Here is a 24,473-nt window from a genome sequence, read left to right on the forward strand (position 1 = left end):
TCAAACCCCATGATCTTTAAGCGCGCCGTCCAGCGCTACGCGCAAACGCCCGAGCCCGAGACGCCCTATCAACGCGCCGGCCAGGTCTGGGACGACCGCATCGGGTCGGCGCGCCTCCAGGCCCGCAACTGGCGCCTGATGGCGTTCGGCATGCTGTCGTTGTCGACCGCCATGTCGGGTGCGCTCATCTGGCAGTCGCTGCAAAGCCGGGTCACGCCCTATGTCGTCGAGGTCGATCGGCTCGGCGAGGCCCGGGCGGTGACCGAGGCCGAAGCGGGCTATCACCCCACCGATCCCCAGATCGCGTGGCATCTGGCGAAGTTCATCGAGAATGTCCGCGGGGTCTCGCTCGATCCGGTGCTGATGCGCCGCGATTGGCTATCGGCCTATGACTTCGCCACGACGCGAGGAAGCCAGTTTTTGGGCGACTATGCCCGCGCTGCGGACCCGTTCGCCAAGATCGGCGAGCGTACCGTTTCGGTCCAGGTGACCAGCGTCGTCCGGGCATCGGATCGCTCGTTCCAGGTCAAGTGGACCGAGACGGCCTATGAGCGTGGGAGTGAGGCTGGCTCCTCCCACTGGACCGGCATCCTGACGATCCTGACGAAGCCGCCAGTATCGGCTGACACGCTGCGGAAGAACCCGCTCGGTATCTACATCGACGCGATCGACTGGAGCCGCGAACTCGAGCCTGCCGCATCGACTGCTCCCGCGCGTACCGCGCAGCCGCCCAGCAACGTGCCGCTCGGCTCGCCGCTCGACCCGAACCTTGCCGCTCAACCGACCGTCAATACGGAGACCCAGCCATGACTACCACTCTCGCAGCCGCCGCGCTGCTGGCGCCTTGCCTGATCCTTGCTACCCAACCCGCAGAGGCGACCACACACAAAACCACGCCAGTCGCCGCCGCCAACCGCGCAGCGACGATCGAACCCGTCGCGCAGGGCTTCATCAACGCCGTGCAGGTCTATCCGTTCGCCGACGGCGCCATCTATCATGTCATCACCGCACCTGAGCGGGTGACGGACATCGCGCTGCAACCGGGTGAGACGCTGGTGGCAGTGGCCAGTGGCGACACGGTGCGCTGGGTGATCGGCGATACCACCAGCGGGTCGGGCGCGGAAAAGCGAACCCATGTACTGGTGAAGCCGTTCAGCGCCGGCCTGTCCACCAATCTCGTCATCACCACCGACCGGCGCAGCTATCATATCGCGCTGACCAGCGTGATGAAGACGGCGATGGCCGCACTCTCATGGACCTATCCCCAGGATGCGCTGATCGCATTGAAGCGGGCCGCCGCGGCAACCGAGGCGGCGGCCCCAGTAGCGGCCGGGATCGAGGTCGAGCAGCTCCATTTCAATTATGCCGTATCGGGCGATCGACCGGACTGGCGGCCGTTTCGTGCTTTCGACGACGGGCGCCAGACCTTCATCGAATTTCCCGCGACGCTGGCCGTAGGCGAGGCGCCGCCGATTTTCCTGGTGGACAGGAAAGGCGAGGCCCAACTCGTCAACTATCGCGTGAAGGGCCGCTTCTATGTTGTCGATCGCATCTTCGACGTCGCCGAGCTTCGCCTCGGGACAAAGCACCAGCAGATTGTCCGGATCAGCCGGGTGGCGGACGGCGCGCCCAAGCGGAGGGGATCATGACCGTCGAGGCGGCAGCCCCACCGGCACCCGAGGCCCCCGCCGCACCGGGCAAGGTGGACCCGGAAACGCTGGCGCTTCGCGCCCAGCCGGCACGGGCGATCCGCTTCAAGCGCGGCGCCGTGGTGGCGATAGCAGCACTCGGCTCCGTCAGTCTGATCGCAACGGCCTGGGTTGCGCTGCGGCCGACCGCGCTGCATCTCGCCGGACAAAGTGACGATCAGACCGTCACGGCGAAGGCGCCGGCTGATACACTGAGCGGACTGCCGGGGAGCTATGGCGACGTGCCGAAACTCGGACCGCCATTGCCGGGCGACCTCGGCCGGCCGATCCTCGATCATCAGCGCGCCATGGGCATCGCGCCAGCGAACGGCGAAACAGCGCGCGCGGACCAGGCCGTCGCCACCGAACGCGATCGACGGGCCGCGGAGCAGAAGGCGGCACGCGAGTCGGGATTGCTGGTGCAGTCCGGCAACCGCACCGATCCGACCCGCAGCACTGATGCAACACCGTCATCTCCCCCGGCAGCGGCTGCTGAGCAAGCTCGGCTCGCGATCGATCCAGATCGTGATCCCAATGCCCAGCAGCGAAAGGCTGACTTCGTTGCAGCGCGCGACACTGGCGGCGACGTAAACGAGCATCGATTGAGCCCGCCGGCGTCGCCGGACATGCTGTCTGCTGGCAGCGTCATTGCGGCAAGCCTGATCACCGGGCTCAGGTCCGACCTCCCCGGCCTCGTCACCGCCCAGGTGACGGAACGGGTCTTCGACAGTGCGACGGGCAGCATTCTTCTCATTCCGCAGGGTGCGCGGTTGATCGGCAGCTATGATAGCGTCGTCGCCTTCGGGCAGAAGCGCGCGCTGGTGGTATGGCAGCGGATAATCTTGCCGGACGGCAGCTCGATCCGGCTCGACAACGTGCCCGCGACCGACCCGTCGGGCTATGCCGGGCTTGCCGACAAGGTCGACTTCCACACCTGGACGCTGCTCAAGGGCGTTGCGATCTCGACCCTGCTTGGCGTGGGCGCGAACGTGACCTTCTCCGGGGAGAGCGATCTCGTCCAGGCGATTCGCGAATCCACGCAGCAGAACGTGTCGCGCGCCGGCGACCAGATTACGTCCCGCAATCTGCAGATCCAGCCGACCATCACCATCCGCCCCGGCGCGCCGGTCCGGCTGATCGTTCACCGTGATCTCATTCTCGCGCGCTGGAAGGAATAGGAGCCCGATATGACCGATCTCAAGCTCGCCCGCCTGCCGGACAGGACGCCGATCAAGTTGACCATCAGTATCGCGCCGGACCTTCAACGAGCCCTGGCGGACTACGCTACGATCTATCAACAAGCCTATGGTGAAGAGCAGGCGATTGCTGATCTGGTCCCGCACATGCTGGCAGCCTTCCTCGCGAGTGACCGCGGCTTTGCAAAGGCGCGTGAAGGGCTGGCGGAGCGGCGCAAATGACGGCCGAACCTGACGCAACGCAGCCGGAGAGGTTGCTCAGGCTGGCGGAAGTTCGCCACCGTGTAGGTCTGGGCAAGACCATGATCTACGCCATGATAGGCGATGGGCGCTTTCCGAAACCATACAAGATCACCGCCGCCGCTGCACGATGGAGCGAGCGCGAGGTCGAAGCGTGGATCGAGGGCGTCGTTCGCGATTCTCGGACAAAATGATCGCCGTCAGGCGGCCTCCAGCATGGCGCCATCAGCGTCTGAAAGCCCGGCATTACTGCGCTTCGCACGAGCATTTCGTTTCTGGATGGGCATCAGATAATCCTGCCACTCCTGCATGAGTGAGCGTCGTTTGAGGAATGCGTCGCCACGGCGATAGGCCCGGGTCGTCTCGTCGCCGATCTGGTGGGCCAGCGCCTGCTCCACGAGCGACTCCGGATGATCGGTCATGTCACCCATGTAATCGCGGAAACAGCTTCGCATGCCATGGACGGTGAAATGCCCAAGCTTCATTCTGCGCAGCACCATCGTCATCGCCATCTGCGACAATGGCCTCCCCGGCTTTTCGCCCGGAAAGACATAAGTACCCGGTGCCTGGCTTGACGTTCGAGCCTGTGCCTTGATGAGTTCGACGGCGTGGCTGGGCAACGGCACGCGATGCTCTATCCCCATCTTCATCCGCTCGCCCGGCACCGTCCACACGGCCTGTTCAAGATCGACCTCCGACCACGTCATCTGCAGCGTTTCGTTGGTACGGGTTGCGCACAATATTGTCAGTTCGAGCGCCCGCGCAGCCGTTGCTGGGCGCTGCCGCAGTTTGCCGAAAAAATCAGGCAGATCATCAAACGGCATCGCCGCGTGATGCTTGACCTGGGATTTCTTGGGCGGGCGCGGCAGGAGATGTATCAGATTTCCGCGCCACCGCGCAGGGTTCTCCCAAGGGCTGACGATGTGCTTGGACGCCTTTGCCGCGTCCAGGATGTTCTCGATCCGGCCTCGAAGGCGACCGGCCGTTTCGGGAACCTTGCGCCAGATGGGACGAAGGACGGCAACCACGTCATCCGATGTGATCGTGTCGACCGGCTTGTTCAGTAGCGACTTGGCATGCGTCTTGATCGTGTTGCGCCACTGCTGCCGATGCTTGGGATTTTTCCAGCCGTCCTCGTGGGCATCGATATACGTGTCGGCGAACTGGCCGAAGGTCGTGACGCTGGGAGTTTCGTCCGCGCTATCTTCAGTAGCCGCGGGAGCTTCCTGCTCAGCCTCTTTCGCGCGACGCTCTTCGATTGGATCAAGACCCTGCGCCAATAAGGCACGAGCCTCGGCAGCGAGTTCGCGTGCTGCCACAAGCGTTATATCGGAGGCGGCGCCCAGCCCCATCTCCCGGCGGCGTTTGGATCGCTCCCAGGCGAACACCCATTTCCGGGAGCCGTTGTTGTCAATGCGCAGCCAGAGCCCGCCACCGTCGCCGTGCCAGCCCGACGCCTTGATCGTCTCCACGCGACGGGCGCTCAGCTTGTGCATTGCGCGAGACATTCGAATTCTCCTTCGTCCGTCCATCGGCTTCAGTCCGGGTCCATCCGGGTTTTGTTCGAATCCCGGGCCCTCCGCCGATTGGCTCAGTCCGGGTTTCCGTCCGGGTTTGAGTCGCGGATTGGCGCGATCCGCTCCGAACCGCTGCGACCCGAAAAATCCGATTGGACTTAGGAAAGCCATTGTTTTACAATGACTTTAGAGCACAAAAACGGCGGATTTGCTAGGCCGCGCAAAGGGGAGTTCGAATCCCTCCCGCTCCGCCATTTGCCTGTTCCCAGCGGTCCGCATCGGACCACTGAAATCGACTTTTCTCTCCTGAAATCCAATACTGAGCAGACCGGTCCGACCTCGGCCGTTCGTAGCCGTTCGCGCCCATCCGGCGAATCGGAGGGGCAAAAACGAGGTACGCGCGGTCAAAAAACGTGGTGTTTTTGGAGACCGAACCATGCTTACCGATGCGAAGGTGCGCAACGCCAAGCCACGCCCCAAAACCTATAAACTCGCAGACACCAATCGCCTCTGCCTGATGGCCACCCCTAGCGGCGGAAAGCTGTGGCGCTGGAACTACGAATATGATGGCAAGAACAAGACGATGGCCTTTGTGCCTATCCCCGCGTCTCGCTGGCGGATGCTCGCGAAAAGCGCGATGAAGCCTGGTCCATGCTGTGCGAAGGACAGGATCCCAATGTCGCGAAGCGCCTGAAGATCGAGGCGAACCTCGAAGCCGGGCGACAGACGTTCGAGCGTGTGGCTCGCGAGTGGCACGAGAACGCCAAGGCCCAATGGGCCACCCTACGCGCCACGATGGCGGGACGGCAGCAATGGCTCGTCGAGCAGCAATTGGCAGACGTCGATGGCGATCGCGTGCGCCTGCGTGCCAACGCGATCATGATGCTTCAACGACGGGAGCTCCTGCGCACCGGCCGCGCGCCGGCGACATCATCGAAGGGCGATTGGCGCGCTGGGTGGATCTCGCCAGCGGACGGTTCGCTCTCCTTGAGAAAGATCGGGAATTCACGCTCGTTCGGTTGCGACCAGTACTCGAGAACCAGCTTGGCAAGACCGTGCACGGGATTGCGCGCGGCGACGGTGTCACCTGGCAATTCGGGTGCAGCCGTGGGCCGGAAATTTCATGAGCCTTGCTCCCTCAGCACGACGTCGTGCGCTCGGGAGCGGGCCCCATCCTTGCGGTCGGGCAAGGCCCGTTACATCGTGCTCACGGTCGAGTAATGTCCGCAGCAGCAGGCAGCGTCGGCTCATCAATCGGCGGCCTGGTCCTCCTCCAGGGGATCGGCAATCCTGAGCATGATCTCGGCGGCAGCGCGCAGGCTTGCGCGCTCCGTCTCGTTTAGCCGCTCGGCCATCACGCTACCCAGCCATTCGCGGCGCTGGGTCATCGCCGAACGCAGCGCGTTGCGTCCCCGGGAGGTCAGCGTGATGACATGGCGTCTCCGGTCCTCGGGATCGATCCCCCGCTCGATCAGTATCCCGGCCTCCATTCGCACAAGCAGGCGACTGAGCGATTGCGGTTGCAGCCCCTCAGCTCGGGCGAGCGCCACTGCACTCAGCGGGCCCTTGCGATAAAGCGTCGCAATCAGCGCGAGCGCACCGCCCGTCAGTTCGCCTGCCCGCGCTGACCGGCGCATGGCCCTCGCAAGGCGCAGCACCGCCCGCACAATCCGCGCCTCGTCACTTTCCCGATCGTTCGCGCTCGACATAATAATACGCATAGCGTATTAATAGTTGGTCCACAACAAGGAGCGTGTGCGTGCCGGTTGCTCGTCCGCGTCGGCTGGCCAAGCGGCCTGGTTACCCCCGCGACGATGGAAGCCGATCGATTACGGACGCACCGGAAATCGACTGACGGGTTGGGACGCTCGCGTGCTGGGCAGCGCCGCCCGCACTCTTCCGGGCATGGGCATGGACGGTGCAGCAGGAACCAGATCGTGAAATCCCTTCACCTCCCCTCCCGGCTTTGGCGCGATGTCGTGGCGATCGATCCGGGGGAACCCGTGAGCCTACGCATGCTCGCGATCGCGGCGCTCGGCATGGGCGTCCCCGTCGTTGCCGGCCTTATGCTTGGACAGGCGGAGGCAGGCTTCACGATCGGTCTCGGTGCCATCCTGCTTGCTGGCGCACCGACCGGGGCCAGCGGCAGCGCGGCAACGCAGCCCCCTCCCCTCAGCCAGTCAATTGCGCCTGCGCTGATCGCCGTTGCTGTGGCGACCGGGGTCTCCGCACTGCCGCAACCCGACCTGGCGTTGATCTCACTCACCGCGGTGGCGGCCCTTCTGTCGGGCTACAGTCGACCAATCGCAGGGGGTGCCATCCGTTTCATCATCTATTTCGTGCTCAGCGTCGGCTTTCTCGACGGTGCCCCAGCGCATCGTGGCGCTGCAGCGCTGATATTTGGATTGGGTGCGTTGTGGAACATCGCCCTGCGCGGCATCTTGGCCGGCGGCCGCAGGAGCCAAAAAGGCGTTGCACACAAGACGCGGCAAACGCCCACCCACGCGCAACGTCGCGCCTATTTTCGCCGCACGCTATACAGGCTCGAGGGATGGCAATTCCCGCTTCGGCTTGCCCTCGGTCTCGGCATCGCCAGCGTTCTGCGCCATCTCTGGCCGACGCATCATTTCTACTGGATCCTGCTCACGGTCGCGCTGCTGACGCAGCGCCCTATCGAACATGTACCGGTGAAGACCGTGCAGCGATTGGCGGGCACCCTCGGCGGCGTTGCCCTGACGGGTGCGATCCTGTGCTACGTGTCGTCGCCAGTGGCCCTCGGCATCGTCGCGTGCCTGCTTGCCACGGTCGTGCCCTTGGCACGCGCGCGAAATTATCTCCTCTACGCAGTCGTCAGCACCCCGCTGATCCTGCTGGTGCTCGACATCGGCAAGCCGATCGCGTCTGCACTGCTAACCGACCGACTGATCGCAACCCTGGCAGGAGGTCTAACGGTGATGACACTCAACGTGCTCTTCGATCGTTTGCTTGCCGCCAGCGCCGGGGACGGGTCAGACCGCCAGCTTGGCCATCAAGTTACGGTGCAATCCAAAGATCGATAGGAATGCGCCGCACTGAATCCTCTATTCGTCTCAAGGACTTCTGGGCAATGCTTTGAGACCCATCCCCGGTCACTCGCGACCCGTTTTCGGCTCCTCAACATCGGACGTGGGTTCGTGTTCAGATGACGCGTCGGATTGGCCGAAGTAAGACCCGCTGCGCCGAAAGCGGACTCCGGCGCGACCGAGCGGAGATCATGTAGTGAGTTCATAATCCCGCCGACGGGCCTGATCACAGATTCCGGCTGCCAGCTACGGTGCGTCCGGTGCCCCGCCGACTACCGCAGCTAAGATTGCTGCTGACTATGCGCGCCGGCATATTCGCACCGCCCACGAAAACCGCGTGAAAGACCTCCCGATCGCCGGGATTGAACGGTTCGAGCAACGGCATCGGTCGCCGTTCCGCCCTGTACGATGCTCGAGGTGCGGGTCGAAAGCGATGGTGCATTTCGGCACGGGTTTGCGGCGACCGACAACACCTTTGTCTACGTCATCGAAGGCGGTCGAGATCGGGCCCGCCGGTAATCTTTTGAGCGCTGGCCCGCTTGGCTGGTTAACGCGATCGGAGGAGCCCGGAACGTCGGACCTTACCATAAGGGCGCGGGGCACTGTCGCCCGATTTCTGCTTTTCGCCGGCCAGCCTTTGCGTGAGCCGATCGCCTTTGGCGGCCCTTTCGTCATGAACACGCAGGCGGAAATCCAGCAAGCCTTCGTCGATTACCGGGCCGGCCGCTTCTAAACGTTCAAATCGATTTGGCGGATGCGTGGCGGCTGTGGTGACCGCCTTTTGGACGCGCTCGGCGGCAAGGTGGTCCTGGGCCCAGCCGACCCCGCCGCCCCCAAAGGAGTGCCGACGCTCCCGGGCTGTCCTATGTCGCGGTATATGGCGCTTTTCAGCGGCCTATGGACGCCGGAACTGTTGGGTCGTTCCGGAGCTGGTTCGTGATGGCCTCTGCCCTCGATCCTTTTGAGTGTCGAAAGCAGGTCGTGGGTCGACTGTCAGCGCCCTCTGGGGCCTCCAATCCTTCCAAAATCACGAGGCCCTCACATCGGCCCCCGAATCGGTCGGATTAGGGCGAACGGATACGGAACGCCGCAAACCGCCTCTGATTGATTTACCAGAATTTTCAGGATTTTGCGAGGATTTAGAGCCGTCTCGGGCCTATAATGGTGCCGCTTACAGGACTCGAACCTGTGACCCCCGCATTACGAATGCGATGCTCTACCAACTGAGCTAAAGCGGCGTGGCGCTGATCCGTACGAACCAACGCGAGGGCGGGCGCTTATCAGGTCGTTTGCGGGCTGACAAGCGTTGCGATGCGAGGTGCATCGCGCGCTCTCCGAAAACGGATGCCCTTTACCCCACGTTTACCACGCACGGCGCACAAGGTGTGCCGGTGACGCTCGCCCATGTCGGGTCGGGTCGCGCCAGGTGAGGCGTTTGCGCAATGGATAGTGTTCGCGGTTTCGAGGAAGATCGGCTCGGCACGGATGAGATCGACAGCGGTCGCGCCGACCAAGACGCCGATACCGGCGGCGTCGATACGCAGATAGACGTCGGCACCGACGAACGGCGGATGCACGTTCGCGCTTATAATTATTGGGTGTCGCTGCTTGGCGGGCGCGCTTATCCGTCGATCGAGGATCTCGATCCGGCCAACATCACCGATTTCGGCCCGCATAGCGTGCTGCTCGATTTCTCCGCCGGGATCGAAAATCCTGCCATCGCCTTTCTCGGCAAGGCGCTGCGCGAGGAATGCGCGCTCGACTCCTCCATCACCCACATCGCGCAAGTGCCGAGTCGCTCGCTCTTGTCGCGGCTGACCGACCATTATCTGCAAATCATCGCGAATCGCGCGCCGATCGGATTCGAGGCGGAGTTTGTCAGTACCCGCGGATTCAACACGATGTATCGCGGCATCCTGATGCCCTTTTCCTCCGACGAGGATTCAATCGATTTCATCTACGGCGTCATCAATTGGAAGGAGCTGGTCGACGCGGAGACGCAAGCCAAGCTCCAGGCGGAAATCACGGCGGCGGTCGCGACCGCACCCAAATCTGCCGTGACCGCACCGGTGTGGGCCGATGGTCCCAGTGCCGGTTTCGACGACGATGCGCCAATGGACCGCGAAAGCCCGACGATCGCCGGAGCCACGCTGATCGACCAATTGATGCTCGCACAGCAGACCGCCGCTGCGCTCCGCGCCGCCGACACCCGCCACCGCGCCACACTGTACCGCGTGCTCGGACGCGCCCACGAATTTGCCGCAGCGGCGGACGCCGATCCGGTCGGATATGACGCGCTGCTGGCATCGGCAGGAATCGCCGTACAATTGCGCGCGCCGATGACACCGATCGTGAAACTGATCTTCGGGGCCGATTACGACAAAACCCGTCTGACCGAATATGCGGCTGTCCTTGCCCACGCCCGCCGCATGGGCGTCGCAATAGGGGCCTTGGGTGACTTCCTCGATTCGTTCGAGGGAGGCATCAAGGGCGTGGTCAAGGCCGAGCGCGCCGCCCGAACCCCAAATCCGAAGGCGCGGGTCGATCGCGCGTCGGCGCTGGCCAATCGTCCGACCCTCGCCAGCGTCGCGATCGAAAGCAACGTGGCGCCGGGGGACTATGTCCTGCTGCTCGCGCGCGCCAGCGACGGGGGCATGCTCGATATCGTCGCTGAAATTGGCGACGACGCTACGCTGACCGAGCGGGCGATGCGCCGGATGGTGTAAGCCGCCCCCTCCGCCCCGGCCGGGCAAATTTGTGCGCTGCCACAAGTCTTGAGGTCGTCACGCGACCGGCGCATAGGGCGGCTATGGCAAAAACCACGCTGAAATCGCTGTCGGATGCATTGGCCGTCCGGTTGACCAAAGGTGCGCTTCCGGGCGAATTGCAGGGGTTCGGCAAGACCGAGCGCGCGGATGCTGCGGCGTTTGTCGCCGCCACGGCCGAACGGCGCACGACCGGCGTTCCGAATATCGCGCTGGAGCCGCTGCCCGGCACCGACCCGCGCCGACGGATGCGGCTGGCCATCGTCAATGACGACATGCCCTTCCTGGTCGATTCGATCGCCGCGACGATCGGCAGCCACGACATTGCAATCGACCGCATCATCCACCCCGTCGTGTGCGTAAGCCGCGATTCGGACGGGGCGCTGGTCAGCGTCGACGACAAGGGTTCGCCCGAATCGATGATCTATATCGAGCTGGAGCGTGCCGATGCGCGCGAACGGCGCGATTTGATCGCCGCACTGGAACGCAATCTGGCCGATGTGCGCGCAGCGGTGGGAGACTGGCAGGCGCTGCAGGATGCGATGGCGGCGGACATCGCCACGCTGCCCGCCGGGGAAGGTGCCGCCTTGCTGTTCTGGCTGCTCGACCAGAAGTTCACGCTGCTGGGCCATGAATTGTGGATCGGCCGGAGCGAGACCGCGCTTGGCATTGCCCGCAACCCGCGCGCGGTGCCGATCCTGGCCGAAGCCTCGCGCACGCTCGCGATGGAATGGTTCGCCAAGGGCGGGCAAGCGCCCTTGCTGCTCAAATCCAACCTGATTTCGGGCGTGCATCGCCACGTCCCGCTCGATCTGGCGGTCGTGCCGGTTCGCGACAAGGACCAGATCGTCGGCCTGTCGATCCACGCCGGTCTGTGGACCAGCAGCGCGCTGAATGCGGCCCCGCAGGATGTGCCGGTATTGCGCGAACGGCTCGCGGCGCTCGAGGCGAAGTTCGGTTTCGATCCCAAGGGCCATACCGGCAAGGCGCTCACCCACGCGCTGGCCGGTTTGCCGCATGACCTGGTCATCGCCTTTACGCCCGATGCGCTCGAGGATGTCGCGCTTACCGCGATGTCGCTCGCGGACCGCCCGCGCCCGAAGCTGCGGCTGGTGCGCAGCGTGCTCGGTCGGCATCTGTTCGCGTTCGTTTGGCTGCCCCGCGACGACCTGACCACCGCGCGCCGCACTGCGATCGGCGACATGCTGGCGGAGGCGGCCAAGGCGAGCGTGCTCAACTGGTCGATCGAAGTCGACGACACGATTGCGCTGATTCGCTTCACGCTCGATCTGCGCGAGGGCGGCGTGCTGCCCGATACCGACGCTCTCGACACGCGGATCGCGCGGATGGTGCGCGGCTGGGTGCCGGCGGTCGAGGCGGCGCTGGTCGAACAGACCGATGCGGCGCGCGCCGCACGGCTTGCCCTGAAACATGCCGCCAATTTCCCGGCGGGCTATCGCAATGCCAACACTGCCGAGGAGGCCGCGCGCGACATCGTGCGGCTGGCGCGGCTGGAAACCGCAGCCGATCGCTCGGTGCGGATGTATCGCGACGAACGCGGCGCGGCGCGGCTGAAAATCTATCGTCTGGGCGGGGCGCTGGCACTGTCGGATGCGGTGCCGGTGCTGGAGAATTTCGGCTTCCGCGTGATCGAGGAATTGCGACCGCGCTGATCGGCGACGAACAGGGTTTTGTGCATGAATTTCTGGTCGAGGCGGCGGGCGTGCGCTTGTCAGCCGACACCAGCGTGCTGGAAAATGCGATCCAGGCTGTGCTGGAGGGCAAGGCCGAAAACGATGCGTTCAATCGCCTGATCGTCGATGCCGACATGGCACCGGCATCGGTCGTGCTGTTCCGCGCATGGTTCCGCTATCTGCGCCAGGCGGGACTGACCTATGGTCTGGTTACGGTGGTCGACGCGCTGCGGCGCGCGCCGAAGGTGGCCGCCGCGCTGATCGAGCGCTTCGCTGTTGCGCATGATCCGGCACGCAAGCGCCGTGACATCGCCGCCGCCGACGCCGCGATCGATACCGGGCTCGACGCGGTTTCCGCGATCGACGACGACCGCATCCTGCGCTCGCTGCGCAGCGTCATCGCCGCAACGCTGCGCACCAACGCTTTTGCCCCCGCTGGCCAGGCGGCGCTGGCGTTCAAGCTCGACAGTCACCTCGTTCCCGGCCTGCCCGCGCCCGTGCCATGGCGCGAAATCTGGGTCTATTCGCCGCGGATCGAAGGCATCCACTTGCGCGCCGGGCCAGTGGCACGTGGCGGCTTGCGCTGGTCTGACCGGCGCGACGACTTCCGCACCGAAATCCTGGGCCTGATGAAGGCGCAGCGCGTCAAGAATGCCGTGATCGTACCGACCGGTGCCAAGGGTGGCTTCTACCCCAAGCAATTGCCGCCTGCGTCCAATCGCGATGCCTGGCTGGCCGAGGGCACCGAAAGCTACCGTGTGTTCATCCGGGCGCTGCTGTCGATCACCGACAATATCGTCGAGGGCGCGGTGGTGCATCCGGCCGACGTCGTCATCCACGATGGCGACGACCCCTATTTCGTCGTCGCCGCCGACAAGGGCACGGCGACCTTTTCCGACGTCGCCAATGCGATTGCGCTCGAACACCATTTCTGGCTGGGCGACGCCTTCGCCAGCGGCGGCTCGGTCGGCTATGACCACAAGGCGATGGGCATCACCGCCAAGGGCGCGTGGGTCAGCGTCCAGCGCCACTTCGCCGAGCGCGGGGTGGACGTGCAGACGCAACCGATCCGCGTCGTCGGCTGCGGCGACATGTCGGGCGACGTGTTCGGCAACGGCATGTTGCTGAGCCAGACGCTCAAGATCGTCGCGGCGTTCGACCATCGCCATATCTTCCTCGATCCCGATCCCGACCCCGCCGCAAGCTGGGCCGAGCGGGCGCGCATGTTCGCCCTGCCCCGTTCGAGCTGGGCGGATTACGACGCCTCGCTCATCTCCAAGGGCGGCGGCGTGTTCCCGCGCACCGACAAGATCATCAAGCTGTCCAAACAAGTGCGCGCGGCGCTTGGCATCGAGGCAAGCGAAATGGAACCGGGCGCGCTGATCTCGGCGATCCTGAAGGCCCCAGTCGACCTGATCTGGTTCGGCGGCATCGGCACCTATGTGAAGGCGCGCGCCGAGAACAATATCGCGGTCGGCGATCCCGCCAATGATCGGCTGCGCGTCGACGCCGAGGATCTGCGCGCCACCGCGATCGGCGAAGGCGCGAACCTGGGTGTCACCCAGGCCGCGCGCATCGCCTTTTCGGCACGCGGCGGGCGCATCAACACCGACTTCATCGACAATTCGGCCGGCGTCGATTGTTCGGACAATGAGGTCAACATCAAGATCGCGCTTAACCGCGAGATGATCGAAGGCCGCCTCGGCTATGACAAGCGCAACACCTTCCTCGCCGGGATGACCGACGATGTCGCGCATCTCGTGCTGGAAGATAACCGCCTGCAAACGCTCGCGCTGTCGATCGCCGAGAGCGATGGCGCGCGCGACGTGCCGAGCTATGTCCGCTTGATCGAGATTTTCGAGGCAGGCGGTTCGCTCGATCGCGCGGTCGAGGGGCTGGCCGGCAATGACGACCTGTTGCGGCGCGCCGCCGAAGGGCGCGGGCTCACCCGGCCTGAACTCGCCGTACTGCTGGCGACCGCCAAGCTCGCCCTGCAGGCATCGATCGAGAAAGCGGGCCTCGGTCTCGATCCCGAGTTACTGCCCGATCTCCACGCCGCCTTCCCGCCTGCAATGCGCAAGAAGTTCGGTGCGGCGATCGACCAGCACCGGCTGCGCGGCGAAATCGTCGCCACCAAGCTCGCCAACCGCATCGTCAACCGCATGGGCGTGCTCTACCCGTTCGAACTCGCCGAGGAAGAAGGCGCGGCGATGAGCGACATCGCGGCGATGTTCGTCGTCGCCGAACGCCTGTTCGACTTACCGACCTTGTGGCGCGAGATCGAAACGGCGGCGATGCCCGAAAATGCGCGCATTGCCTTGTTCGACGAAGTTGCGGTCGCAACGCGCTCGCAAATTGCCGATCTGCTGCGTGTCACGCGCAGTGGCACCGGGCCGGGCGCGGCGCTCGCGCGGCTCAGCAAGGGCATTGCCCAGCTCGACAAGCAGACCAAGGCATTGCTGCTCGAAGAAGCCAGCGCGCAGAGCGCCCGCATCGCCGTCACTCTGGAAACGGCGGGGGCACCCAAGAAGCTGGTGCAGAAGGTCGTGCGCCTGTTCGAACTCGACGGCGCGGTCGGCCTGGCCGATCTCGGCGAGCGGCTGGGCCTGAACGAGACCGTGTTGACGCGCGCCTTCACCCGGCTCGGCCAGGCGCTGGGGCTGGATTGGGCGCAGGCCCATGCCGCGCGCATTTCGTCGAGCGATCCGTGGGAACGCTTGCTGATCGCAGGCCTCGCCCGCGACTTCCAGCAGTTGCGGCTGGAATTTCTCGGGCGCGGCGCGAGCGGCAGCGACGCGGATCCGCAGGCGCTGGTCGAGACGTGGCTGGCCGACAATGCCGGGCGCGTCGGCCAGTTCAAGGCGGTGGTCGACCGCGCCCGCATGGCCCCTGCACCCAATGCGGCGATGCTGGCGCAGATTGCGGGTCAGGCGCGGGTACTGCTGGGTCGGTAAACCGGTGATCCTCCCCGTGCCGGGGAGGATCAGGCCCGCGCCCGCTGCCGCGCCTTCAGTTGCGCCCGCCAGCCCCGCGCGCGCCACCACATGATGATTCCGGTCACCGCCAGGATCGCGGGCAACAGCCCGCCCAGGAAGATCACGATCTGCCACACCAGCCCCATCCGGGTGCCGTCGTGGATTCGCCGCATCGTGCGCGCGAACGGTTCGGGCGCGGCGCGGGTCGCCTCGGTCGCGCCATTCCGATCATCGATCGCAACGCCGCGTGCTTCATGCGCAAAGCCGACCTTCCACATCGGTTTCTGATCGGTCGGCCATTCCACTTTGGACACCTCGCCCGGTACCGCCGCCCGCGCGCTGGCGATCACTGTAGCAAGCGCGAGGCCCGGCTGCGCCAGCGGCACCGGGCGCGGTGCATTCGGCCGCATTCCCGCCGCCGGGCCGCCACCGCCAAAGACTTGCGGGAAGGAAATCCACGCCCCCGTCAGTGACAGCACGAACAGCGGCAACGCGATCCAGAAGCCGAGCAAATGATGCAGATTGGTGTCGGTGTTGCGGTGCCGCCGCCAGCGCAAGCCGCGTACCCAGCGCCCCACCGTCGGCCACCACAGCCATAGCCCCGATACGCACGACAGCAGCATCGCGACGCCGATCCAGCCAACCACCTGCCGCCCAACGCCCGGAATGAGCATCGACCCGTGGATCATGTGCAGCGTGCGGATCAGACCGCTCCCGCTATTGGCAAAATCCAGCACGCGCGCGCTCGGCGGATCGAGCCAGACCGTCTTGCGCGGCGGCGGACCTTGGACCCGCATGCCCTTGCCCGCGAGGCTCGCCGAAACGACGACCGGTTCGCCCGGCGCATCCGGCAGCGTCAGTGCCGCAATGCGGTCCCCCGGCTCGAGTACCCCGCGCGCGGCCGCAACGTAACGCTGCGGGTCCAGCGTGTTGCTGCCGCTGGTCGCATAGCGTTGCGGGTTGAGCGCATGGTCGAGCGCTTCGTCCCACACCAGCGCAGCCCCAGTCAGCGAGAGTGGGATGATGAGGATCGCGAGGGTCAGGCCGATCCATTTATGAACCTGAAACCAGGCGTTGCGCAGACCGATCTTGCTCATCACACCTCCGCCCACTGGCGCAACAAATTGTGGTAGACACCGGTCAGCCGGACGACCTCGCTGTCCCCCTGCCCCAGCCGCGCGCCGACCGACTGGATCGCGGTGTCGAGATCGAGCAGCGTGGCGCGCGCTTCGTTGTTGCGGATCATCGACTGGATCCAGAAGAAGCTGGCGACGCGCGCGCCGCGCGTTACCGGCGCGACATGGTGCAGGCTCGACGCCGGATAGAGCACCATCTGCCCGGCCGGCAGCTTCACCCGCTGCTCGCCAAACTGCATCTGGACGACGAGTTCGCCACCGTCATAGCTGTCGGGATCGGCGAGGAAGAGCGTCGCCGACAAATCGCTACGAATGCGGAAGTCGCTGCCGCGGCGGATACGGATTGCGGTGTCGACATGCGCGCCGAAGCCGTCGCCCGGCGCATAGCGGTTGAACAGCGGCGGAAACACCTTGAGCGGCAGCGCAGCGGCCACGAACAGCGGCGAGGCGGCGAGCGCGTCGAGCACCATCGCCCCGCCGCGCCGCGCCGCCTCCGAATCCTCGGGCAGTTGCGCATTGTGCTTGGCCAATGCCGACTGGTTGCCCGAGGTATCGTTCCCGTCGATCCATTGCGCGGTATCGATCAGCGCGCGCACTTCCGCGACCTGGGTCGCGCTCAGCATATCGGGAATGACGGTCAGCATGATGCAGCGGTCCTGAGGGCTTGCACGCCACGTTTGCGCAGCGCGGGGATATCGGATGTCGCCAGCCAGGCCGCTGCCTTCTCGACAAAGGCCGGGGTCGCTGTCGCGCCGCGCGGCGAAGCCAGTTCAGTGCTTCGTCGATCCCACCCTTGGCAGCCAGCATACGGGCGTGGTTGAAGGCACCCCGGAAATCACCGCCGTGCGCCGCGCGGGCATAGCAGGTTGCCGCCTTGGCAAGATCGCGCGGCACGACCCAGCCATCTTCATGAAAGCTGCCGACGAAATTGATCGCCTTGGCATTGCCAAGCGCCGCCGCCTTGCAGAACCACTCCAGCGCCAGCGGCTTGTCCTCGGTCACGCCCTGCCCGAGCGCGAGCAGCGTCGCATAATTGTACATCCCCCAATCGAGCCCGCGCTCGGCGGCGATGCGATAACACGCTGCCGCGCGCGCCTTGTCGGGCGCGGTGCCCCAGCCGAGATCGTAGCACCGCCCGACCATGTTGATCGCCATCAGGTGATGCTGCGCCGCCGCCTTGACGAACCAACCCAGCGCGGCGGGCGCATCCTGCGCCACACCCGTGCCGTCGAGCAGCAATTGACCGTACAGCGCCTGCGCCTCGGCCACCCCGCCTTCGGCGCACTCGCGCAGGAAGGCGGCGCGCTCTTCCGGCGATCCGGACAGGCGCGCGGCGATCTCCGCTTCCGACAGCGCGATCAAAACGCCACCTTCACCGTGCCGAACACGGTACGACCGGGCGCGATCGACGCATAATGGCTGGTGTAAGTCTGCGTGAAATAGACCTTGTCGGTCAGGTTCTGCGCGTTGACCGACAGTTCCAGCCGATCGTTGAGCTTGAACCGCGCCTGCGCGTCGAAGCGCCAATAGCTGGGGATGCCGCGCGTCAAGATCTTCGTCGCAGGATTGACCGTGATCACCCCAGCCGCAGTCTGCGTGGCCGTGCGATTGTCGGCATAGCCGCCATTCTGCTTGTCCATGTAATAGGCCCCGCCGCCGATCGAGAGGCGTTTGGTGACTTCATAATTGGTCGACAGAGTGAAGCTGTTGCGCGCCGTCTGCGGTACGTCCTTCCCGGTGTTGACCGAGGGCACCAGCACCGTCGTTGCCTTCGCCGCGCCGTTTGCCGCCACCGTCAGTGCGGTGAAACCGCCATCGACGATCTTGGCATCGAGGAAAGTATAGCCGCCGAACACCGTCCAGCCCGGCAGCACGGTGCCGCTGGCGGTGAGTTCAACGCCGCGAATGCGTGTCGAACCAAGATAAGCGATGTTGTTATTGGCATCGGTCACGCGGGCATTGGCAATGTCGGTCTGGAACACTGCCAGGCCCAGCGCCAGCTTCTCGCCGAACAGGCTCGCCTTCGCGCCGACCTCATACGACTTGGTCTTTTGTACCTTTAGCGAATCGAGCACGTTCGCGGTCGCTGTGGTGGTCGGCAACGCATTGTCCTCGCGCCCCTCGCCGAGCAGGCTGTTGGGCGGTGTCGCGGCGGTGGCGTAGCTCGCATAGACGCTGGTTTCCTTGGTCGGTTTGAACACCAGCCCGGCCTGCCAGTTGAACAGCTCGTCGGTGCGCGAGAAGCGGAACGCGGTGGTCGCATTGGCCGCCTGCCCCGGCGTGATCCGCGAGGTGAAGCGGTCATAGCGCGCGCCGACGTTGAGGATCAGCGAGGGCAGCAACGTGATCGAATCGAACCCGTAAAGCGCCTGGGTTTCGGCGTCGTTCTGTGTCTCTTCCAGCGGCAGCGAGCGCACGATCGGCGACGCGGTGGTCGAGGTGTCGCTGGCGTAATTGACCCAGGGGTCATTCGGATTGGCCGAAAAGATGCTCGCGCAATAATAACGCGCAACGGTGGCGGTGCTGCAGCGCGGGGAGATGGTCGAGCCGCTGGACAGGATCTCGACCCCACTGGAATTGAGATAACCGCGCGTGACATAGGTGCCGCGCCGCGCCTTTTCCCACGACACTTCGGCACCAACCGCAAAATCATGCTTGATCGTACCGGTGTTGAAGCTGCCCGACAGATCGAGCTGGTCGATGATGCTTTCGGCATAGCTGTAGCGCGTGTTCGAGCGCCGCCACACTTGCCCGCTGCCATAGACGTTGCCGGTCGAATCGTCGGGCAAGGTGTAGATATAGGCCTGGCTGTCATGGCTGAAACGCGCGGTGTTGCGCAGCGTCACCCCGCCAAAATCATGCTCGACCCGCACCGTCGCCTGGTCGGTGGTGCTATCGCGGAAATCGCGGCTGGTGAGACCATAAAAGGTCGAGCGCCCCACGTAGCCGGTCTGCCCGGTGGCGGTGGTGATTTGCCCAAGCGCCGGTTCGGTGCGGATTGCGCCCGTCCCGGGCGCATTGGCGATCGTGTAGAGATAGGGAATGCCGCTATCGGGCAATTCGTGACTCTCGAGGCGATAATAGCCGACGGTCAGCCGCGTTGGCGTGCCAAGCCCGATTGTGAAGCTGGGGGCCACACCCCAGCGCCGTTGATAGATGGCATCGCGTCCCGCGACATCCTGGTCGTGCCACATGCCTTCGATGCGGAAGGCCGCCGTATCGCTGAGCTTGAGGTTGAGATCCCCGACGATGCGCTTGTAATCGGCATTGCCATAGCTGCCCGCGATCGAGCCAAAGGTACGCGCTTGCGGCAATTTGGTCAGGATGTTGATCGTCCCACCTGCGCTGCCGCGCCCGCCGAGCGTGGAATCCGACCCGCGCACGATCTGCACCGAATCGATCGCGAACACTTCGCGCGTCTGTGAGGCCAGGTCGCGCACCCCGTCGACATAAATCGAGCCCTGGCTGTCAAAGCCGCGGATGAACGGCCGGTCCCCGATCGGGTTGCCGCCCTCAGCCGCACCGAAGGTGATGCCGGGCACGGTGCGCAGCGCATCCTGCAACGTCGTCGAACCGGTTTGTTCGATCACCGACTTGTCGAGCACCACGATCGACTTGGGCGTGTCGACGATCGGCGCGACCAATTTGGGGTCAGCGGGGCGACGCTCGTGGATGCCGTTGACGATGATATCGGCCTTGCGCTCCGGATCCTCATCATTGGCGGGGGGCGGCGCGACATCGTTGGCGAAGGCCGGAAAACTGGCAAACGCCCCGACACAGGACAAAGCGAGATAAGCGGGCTTGCGAACGGCGTGTGACAAAGTGTGATCCCCTTGAAGATGGAGATCGGCTATTGCGAGTCACTCGCATTGTCAACGCTATTGCGATTTATTCGCATTTTTGCGCCGCCAACACCCAGCTTCGCAAAGCGCTGGCAAGGTTGGGGGGATCGTCCGCAAGGATCCGCACCGAATCGATTTGCGCGATCAACGCGTTGAGCGGCAGCAGGCGCATTTCCGCCTGCTCCTCCAGCGCACGCCAGAAGATCGGCTCCAGACTGATCGACGTTGGGTGTCCGGCAATGGTAACGGAACGCTTGACCGGGCCGATAAACCCGCCCGGCGGCGCTTCAACCACGCCCTCGCCCCATCGGGGCGTCGAAAAGGGCGGCGATCTGCTCTATGATCGTACCCCCTAGCTGTTCCGCATCCATGATCGTCACCGCGCGCGCATAATAGCGTGTCACGTCATGGCCGATACCGATCGCCGCCAGTTCGACCGGCGACTTGGCTTCGATCCAGCCGATCACCTGCCGCAAATGGCGTTCGAGATACGACCCGGAATTGACGCTCAGCGTCGAATCGTCGACCGGCGCGCCGTCCGATATCACCATCAGGATCTTGCGTTCCTCGGGCCGCGCGATGATCCGCGAATGCGCCCAGAGCAGCGCCTCGCCATCGATATTTTCCTTTAGCAGCCCCTCGCGCATCATCAGCCCAAGCGAGGTGCGTGCGCGCCGCCACGGCTCGTCGGCCTTCTTATAGACGATGTGGCGCACGTCGTTCAGCCGCCCCGGCTGCGGTGGCCGCCCGGCGGCGAGCCAGGTCTCGCGCGATTGTCCGCCCTTCCACGCGCGCGTGGTGAAGCCGAGGATCTCGGTCTTGACCCCGCACCGCTCCAGCGTGCGCGCCAGAATGTCCGCGCTGATCGCCGCGATCGAAATCGGGCGACCGCGCATCGACCCCGAATTGTCGATCAGCAGCGTCACCACCGTGTCGCGGAAATCGGTTTCGCGCTCGACCTTGTAACTGAGCGACAGCGTCGGATTGACCACGATCCGCGCCAGCCGCGCCGCATCGAGAATGCCCTCTTCCTGGTCGAAATCCCAACTGCGGTTCTGCTGCGCCATCAAGCGGCGTTGCAGGCGGTTGGCGAGCTTGGTCACTGCCCCCTGCAAATGCACCAATTGCTGGTCGAGATAGGAACGCAGCCGCGTCAGTTCATCCGCATCGCACAGATCGGTCGCCGCGATGACTTCGTCATAGGCGGTGGTCCATGCTTTATATTCGAATTGCGGCGCGAAATCCGCGAACGGTCGGTTGGGGCGCACCGGGAGCATCCCCTCCTCGCCTTCGTCGCCGGGCTCGCCGTCCATATCGTCGAACGAATCGTCGCTTTGCTCGGTGCCTTCGCCCTCTTCGCTGTCGGAATCCTGCTCGGACCCGCGCGCCTCGATTTCGCCCTGGCCCTGCTCGCCTTCGTCCTCGCCTTCGTCGCCCTGATCGTCCTGCTGCTCTTCCGAGCCTTCATCCTCGGAACCGCCTTCCTCGGATTCGTCGGGGATCATGTCCCCTTCGATCAACTCCAGATCTTCGAGCAGCTTGGTGGTCAGGCTGGCAAAGGCGCGCTGATCGTCGATCGCGAGCCCCAGCGCATCGAGATCGCGCCCCGCTTTCTGTTCGATCCAGTCGCGGACGAGCTCGAGCCCCGGCACGGTGGCGTCGGGCGGCGGGGCACCGGTCAAGCGTTCGCGCACGATCAGCCCGAGCGCGGTCGACAGCGGCACCTCGTCGCGCGTCCGTGCGCGCGTGATCGGGTCGGCGCGCAACCGCGTCTCCAGCGCAACGTCGAGATTGGCCGCGATCCCGGCATAACCGCGCGCGCCGAGTGCCTCTACGCGTGCGCCCTCGACCGCATCGAACACCGCACGCGCCACCGCCTCGTGCGGGGCGATCCGGCCGTGCAGCGCGGTGTCGTGATAGCGCAGCCGCAGCGCGAAGCCGTCGGCGAAACCACGCGCCTCGGCCACTTGCTCGGGCGGCAGCGTGCGCGCGGGCATCGGCACCTTGATATGCTTGCCCGACTGGCTCGGCGAGTCGGCGGTGAAGGCCAGCTCGATCTCGGGCTCATGCGCAACCGCGCGCGCTGCGCCGCCCAGCACGGCCTTGAAACGATCGAGGGGGGTCTCAGTAGGCACGGCTCAGCTCCGACGACACGCTATGCCTGCGGACAAAAAGGCAAGACGATGGATCATGGCGTCCCTGCTACCAGATTGCGGCGCGTCGGAAAGCGGGGATGTTCCGATACTATCCTTCGATCCTCGGCAGGTCAGATGCAGCGGCGGCATCCCTGCGACCGCGTAGGTAGCCCTCAATCGTGCTGACCCGGTCGCGCAGCGAGACATGGCTATCCGCCAGCCGCGTCAGGCCATCGCTGAGCGCGGCCAGTTTTTTTCTCCAGCCCATTCATACGCTCTTGATAGGTCAAAACGGCCTTGACGAGCGCGAATGCCTTTTCGCTCGTGCTCACGCCGGGTCGCCTGCCAAGGCGCGATCGATCGCCGCGCAGGCGCGGTCGATCGATTCATTCATCGCGTCCAACTGGCGGTTCCACTTCGCAAGACTGATTTCAAGCTCCGGCAGCACCAGGGCGAGCGCCTCATCATAACTGTCCGCTTCGCTTTGCCCCCCAGCAAGGTATCGGGTCGAAGCCTCACGCAGGACATGCCCAACGGATTTTCCCGCGCCGGACGCATAAGAGTCTAGCGCCGCCTTGTTCTCGGGAGTGGTCAGAAAGGTGACACGTTCGGTCTGCATCGCGGCAATCCTTATCATGTGATTATAAGGTTTTCGCGCCCTTGGACAAGATCCCCTCACAGCGGGATATTATCGTGCTTCTTCCACGGGTTCTCCAACTGCTTGCCGCGCAGCTTGCGCAAGCCCAGCGCGATGCGGCGGCGGGTCGAGTGCGGCTGGATCACCTCGTCGATGAACCCCTTGCTCGCCGCCACAAACGGGTTCGCGAAGCGCGCCTCATACTGTGCGGTCTGCTCGGCAATTTCCTCGGGCGTGCGGCCGCGAAAGATGATTTCGACCGCACCTTTCGCGCCCATCACCGCGATCTCGGCGGTCGGCCAGGCGTAATTGAGGTCGCCGCGCAAATGCTTCGAGGCCATCACGTCATACGCCCCGCCATAAGCCTTGCGCGTGATGACGGTGATCTTGGGCACGGTCGCTTCGGCATACGCGAACAGCAGCTTCGCGCCGTGCTTGATGATGCCGTTCAGCTCCTGCGCGGTGCCCGGCAGGAATCCCGGCACGTCGACAAAGGTGACGATCGGGATTTCGAAGGCATCGCAGAAGCGCACGAACCGCGCCGCCTTCTTGGACGAATTGATGTCGAGGCACCCGGCCAGCACCATCGGCTGGTTGGCGACGAAGCCGACCGTGCGCCCCTCGATCCGCCCGAAGCCGATAATGATGTTCGCGGCATGGGTCGGCTGAACCTCGAAGAAGTCGCCCTCATCGACGGTCTTTCGGATCAGCTCGTGCATGTCATAGGGCTGGTTGGCCGACGCTGGCACCAGCGTGTCGAGCGACGCCTCGATCCGGTCCCATGGGTCCGACGAGGGACGTTCGGGTGCGCCTTCGCGGTTCGAGGCGGGCAGGAAATCGATGAAGTCGCGCGCCGCCAGCAACGCCTCGATATCGTTTTCGAACGCGACATCGGCCACGCCGGATTTGGTGGTGTGCGTCACCGCGCCGCCCAATTCCTCCTGCGTGACGATTTCGTTGGTCACCGTCTTCACCACATCGGGCCCGGTGACGAACATGTAGGACGAATCCTTCACCATGAAGATGAAGTCGGTCATCGCCGGGGAATAGACCGCGCCGCCCGCGCACGGCCCCATAATCAGGCTGATCTGCGGCACCACGCCGCTCGCCAAAACATTCCGCTGGAACACCTCGCATAGCCGCCAAGCGAAGCGACGCCTTCCTGGATGCGCGCGCCGCCGCTGTCGTTGAGGCCGATCACGGGTGCCCCGACCTTCAGCGCCATGTCCATGATCTTGCAGATCTTCTGCGCATGGCGTTCCGACAGCGAACCGCCGAACACCGTGAAATCCTGGCTGAACACGAACACCAGCCGACCGTTGATCGTGCCCGATCCGGTGACGACGCCATCGCCCGGAATCTTCTGCTCGGCCATGCCGAAATCGACGCAATTATGTTCGACATACATATCAAGCTCTTCGAACGAGCCTTCGTCGAGAAGCACATCGAGCCGCTCGCGCGCGGTGAGCTTGCCCTTGGCATGCTGCGCGGCGATGCGTTTCTCGCCCCCGCCCATGCGCGCGGCTTCACGTTTACGTTCCAGTTCGGCGATGGTCGAGGACATGGTCACTCCCTAAAACCCGTTG

General features: G+C 64.7%; 18 protein-coding genes, 1 tRNA gene and 4 pseudogenes. 11 read left to right on the forward strand and 12 right to left on the reverse strand.

Going from position 1 to position 24,473, the window contains the following annotated elements:
- Positions 1 to 9 precede the first annotated feature (9 nt).
- Genes trbF through NW75_RS07470 form a run of 5 tightly spaced genes read left to right on the forward strand, consistent with a single transcriptional unit; the run spans position 10 to position 3,318 of the window.
- On the forward strand, positions 10 to 810 hold the full coding sequence (gene trbF / locus NW75_RS07450; RefSeq protein WP_033964523.1) for a conjugal transfer protein TrbF: 801 nt from the start codon (positions 10 to 12) through the stop codon (positions 808 to 810).
- Complete coding sequence (gene trbG / locus NW75_RS07455) at positions 807 to 1,649, forward strand: P-type conjugative transfer protein TrbG (protein ID WP_033964525.1); 843 nt, start codon at positions 807 to 809, stop codon at positions 1,647 to 1,649. Before trbF ends, trbG begins: the two co-directional genes overlap by 4 nt.
- Positions 1,646 to 2,866, forward strand: coding sequence for a TrbI/VirB10 family protein (locus NW75_RS07460; protein WP_033964526.1), 1,221 nt, complete (start codon positions 1,646 to 1,648; stop codon positions 2,864 to 2,866). Before trbG ends, NW75_RS07460 begins: the two co-directional genes overlap by 4 nt.
- Positions 2,867 to 2,875: 9 nt before the next feature.
- Complete coding sequence (locus tag NW75_RS07465) at positions 2,876 to 3,106, forward strand: DUF2274 domain-containing protein (protein WP_033964527.1); 231 nt, start codon at positions 2,876 to 2,878, stop codon at positions 3,104 to 3,106.
- Positions 3,103 to 3,318, forward strand: coding sequence for a helix-turn-helix transcriptional regulator (locus NW75_RS07470; RefSeq protein ID WP_033964529.1), 216 nt, complete (start codon positions 3,103 to 3,105; stop codon positions 3,316 to 3,318). The genes NW75_RS07465 and NW75_RS07470 overlap by 4 nt, the downstream gene beginning before the upstream one ends.
- A gap of 6 nt (positions 3,319 to 3,324) precedes the next feature.
- Here the strand turns inward: NW75_RS07470 and NW75_RS07475 are convergent, their stop codons facing one another.
- Positions 3,325 to 4,632: a tyrosine-type recombinase/integrase gene (locus NW75_RS07475; protein ID WP_052192287.1), complete on the reverse strand. Its 1,308-nt coding sequence runs from the start codon at positions 4,630 to 4,632 to the stop codon at positions 3,325 to 3,327.
- Between the two features lie 445 nt (positions 4,633 to 5,077).
- On the opposite strand from NW75_RS07475, the pseudogene NW75_RS25005 reads away from it, so the two are divergent.
- Positions 5,078 to 5,271 (forward strand): annotated as a pseudogene (locus NW75_RS25005) (Arm DNA-binding domain-containing protein); the annotation flags it as partial.
- A 182-nt stretch (positions 5,272 to 5,453) separates the two neighbouring features.
- Positions 5,454 to 5,768 carry a DUF3363 domain-containing protein gene (locus NW75_RS23600; RefSeq protein ID WP_231565035.1) on the forward strand — a complete coding sequence of 105 codons (315 nt, stop codon included), beginning with the start codon at positions 5,454 to 5,456 and terminating at the stop codon, positions 5,766 to 5,768.
- A gap of 123 nt (positions 5,769 to 5,891) precedes the next feature.
- Here the strand turns inward: NW75_RS23600 and NW75_RS07490 are convergent, their stop codons facing one another.
- Positions 5,892 to 6,308 (reverse strand): MarR family winged helix-turn-helix transcriptional regulator, encoded by a 417-nt coding sequence (locus NW75_RS07490; RefSeq protein ID WP_231565036.1) that lies wholly within the window; start codon positions 6,306 to 6,308, stop codon positions 5,892 to 5,894.
- 270 nt (positions 6,309 to 6,578) lie between these two features.
- Here NW75_RS07490 and NW75_RS07495 point away from each other — a divergent pair, with 270 nt between their 5' ends.
- Positions 6,579 to 7,700, forward strand: coding sequence for an FUSC family protein (locus tag NW75_RS07495; RefSeq protein ID WP_231565037.1), 1,122 nt, complete (start codon positions 6,579 to 6,581; stop codon positions 7,698 to 7,700).
- 436 nt (positions 7,701 to 8,136) lie between these two features.
- On the forward strand, positions 8,137 to 8,436 hold the full coding sequence (locus NW75_RS23610; protein ID WP_137903091.1) for a pirin-like C-terminal cupin domain-containing protein: 300 nt from the start codon (positions 8,137 to 8,139) through the stop codon (positions 8,434 to 8,436).
- 429 nt (positions 8,437 to 8,865) lie between these two features.
- Here the strand turns inward: NW75_RS23610 and NW75_RS07505 are convergent.
- Positions 8,866 to 8,941: transfer RNA gene (locus NW75_RS07505), tRNA-Thr, on the reverse strand.
- Positions 8,942 to 9,145: 204 nt separating this feature from the next.
- On the opposite strand from NW75_RS07505, the gene NW75_RS07510 reads away from it, so the two are divergent.
- Positions 9,146 to 10,429, forward strand: a complete 1,284-nt coding sequence (locus NW75_RS07510) for a PAS domain-containing protein (protein ID WP_033964534.1) — start codon at positions 9,146 to 9,148, stop codon at positions 10,427 to 10,429.
- An 83-nt stretch (positions 10,430 to 10,512) separates the two neighbouring features.
- Positions 10,513 to 15,116 (forward strand): annotated as a pseudogene (locus tag NW75_RS07515) (NAD-glutamate dehydrogenase).
- Positions 15,117 to 15,145: 29 nt separating this feature from the next.
- On the opposite strand, the gene NW75_RS07520 reads toward NW75_RS07515, so the two are convergent.
- The 9 genes and pseudogenes from NW75_RS07520 to NW75_RS07555 form a co-directional block, all read right to left on the reverse strand.
- Positions 15,146 to 16,234 carry a PepSY-associated TM helix domain-containing protein gene (locus tag NW75_RS07520; RefSeq protein WP_033964535.1) on the reverse strand — a complete coding sequence of 363 codons (1,089 nt, stop codon included), beginning with the start codon at positions 16,232 to 16,234 and terminating at the stop codon, positions 15,146 to 15,148.
- Positions 16,234 to 16,917 carry a Fe2+-dependent dioxygenase gene (locus NW75_RS07525; RefSeq protein ID WP_033964536.1) on the reverse strand — a complete coding sequence of 228 codons (684 nt, stop codon included), beginning with the start codon at positions 16,915 to 16,917 and terminating at the stop codon, positions 16,234 to 16,236. Before NW75_RS07525 ends, NW75_RS07520 begins: the two co-directional genes overlap by 1 nt.
- Positions 16,911 to 17,635 (reverse strand): annotated as a pseudogene (locus tag NW75_RS23615) (tetratricopeptide repeat protein). Before NW75_RS23615 ends, NW75_RS07525 begins: the two are co-directional and overlap by 7 nt.
- Positions 17,632 to 20,094, reverse strand: coding sequence for a TonB-dependent receptor (locus NW75_RS07535; RefSeq protein ID WP_033964538.1), 2,463 nt, complete (start codon positions 20,092 to 20,094; stop codon positions 17,632 to 17,634). The pseudogene NW75_RS23615 and the gene NW75_RS07535 overlap by 4 nt, the downstream one beginning before the upstream one ends.
- Before the next feature lie 67 nt (positions 20,095 to 20,161).
- Positions 20,162 to 20,410: a ribbon-helix-helix domain-containing protein gene (locus NW75_RS07540; protein WP_033964539.1), complete on the reverse strand. Its 249-nt coding sequence runs from the start codon at positions 20,408 to 20,410 to the stop codon at positions 20,162 to 20,164.
- Complete coding sequence (cobT, locus tag NW75_RS07545) at positions 20,403 to 22,250, reverse strand: cobaltochelatase subunit CobT (protein WP_033964541.1); 1,848 nt, start codon at positions 22,248 to 22,250, stop codon at positions 20,403 to 20,405. Before cobT ends, NW75_RS07540 begins: the two co-directional genes overlap by 8 nt.
- 109 nt (positions 22,251 to 22,359) lie before the next feature.
- The gene (locus NW75_RS24355) at positions 22,360 to 22,518 is read right to left on the reverse strand and encodes a hypothetical protein (protein WP_156142990.1); all 159 of its coding nucleotides are present in this window, start codon (positions 22,516 to 22,518) and stop codon (positions 22,360 to 22,362) included.
- Positions 22,519 to 22,578: 60 nt separating this feature from the next.
- Complete coding sequence (locus NW75_RS07550) at positions 22,579 to 22,869, reverse strand: hypothetical protein (RefSeq protein WP_033964542.1); 291 nt, start codon at positions 22,867 to 22,869, stop codon at positions 22,579 to 22,581.
- 56 nt (positions 22,870 to 22,925) lie between these two features.
- Positions 22,926 to 24,451, reverse strand: a pseudogene (locus NW75_RS07555) (acyl-CoA carboxylase subunit beta).
- Positions 24,452 to 24,473: the final 22 nt, after the last annotated feature.

The organism is Sphingomonas sp. Ant H11 (assembly GCF_000797515.1).
Lineage (GTDB): Bacteria > Pseudomonadota > Alphaproteobacteria > Sphingomonadales > Sphingomonadaceae > Sphingomonas.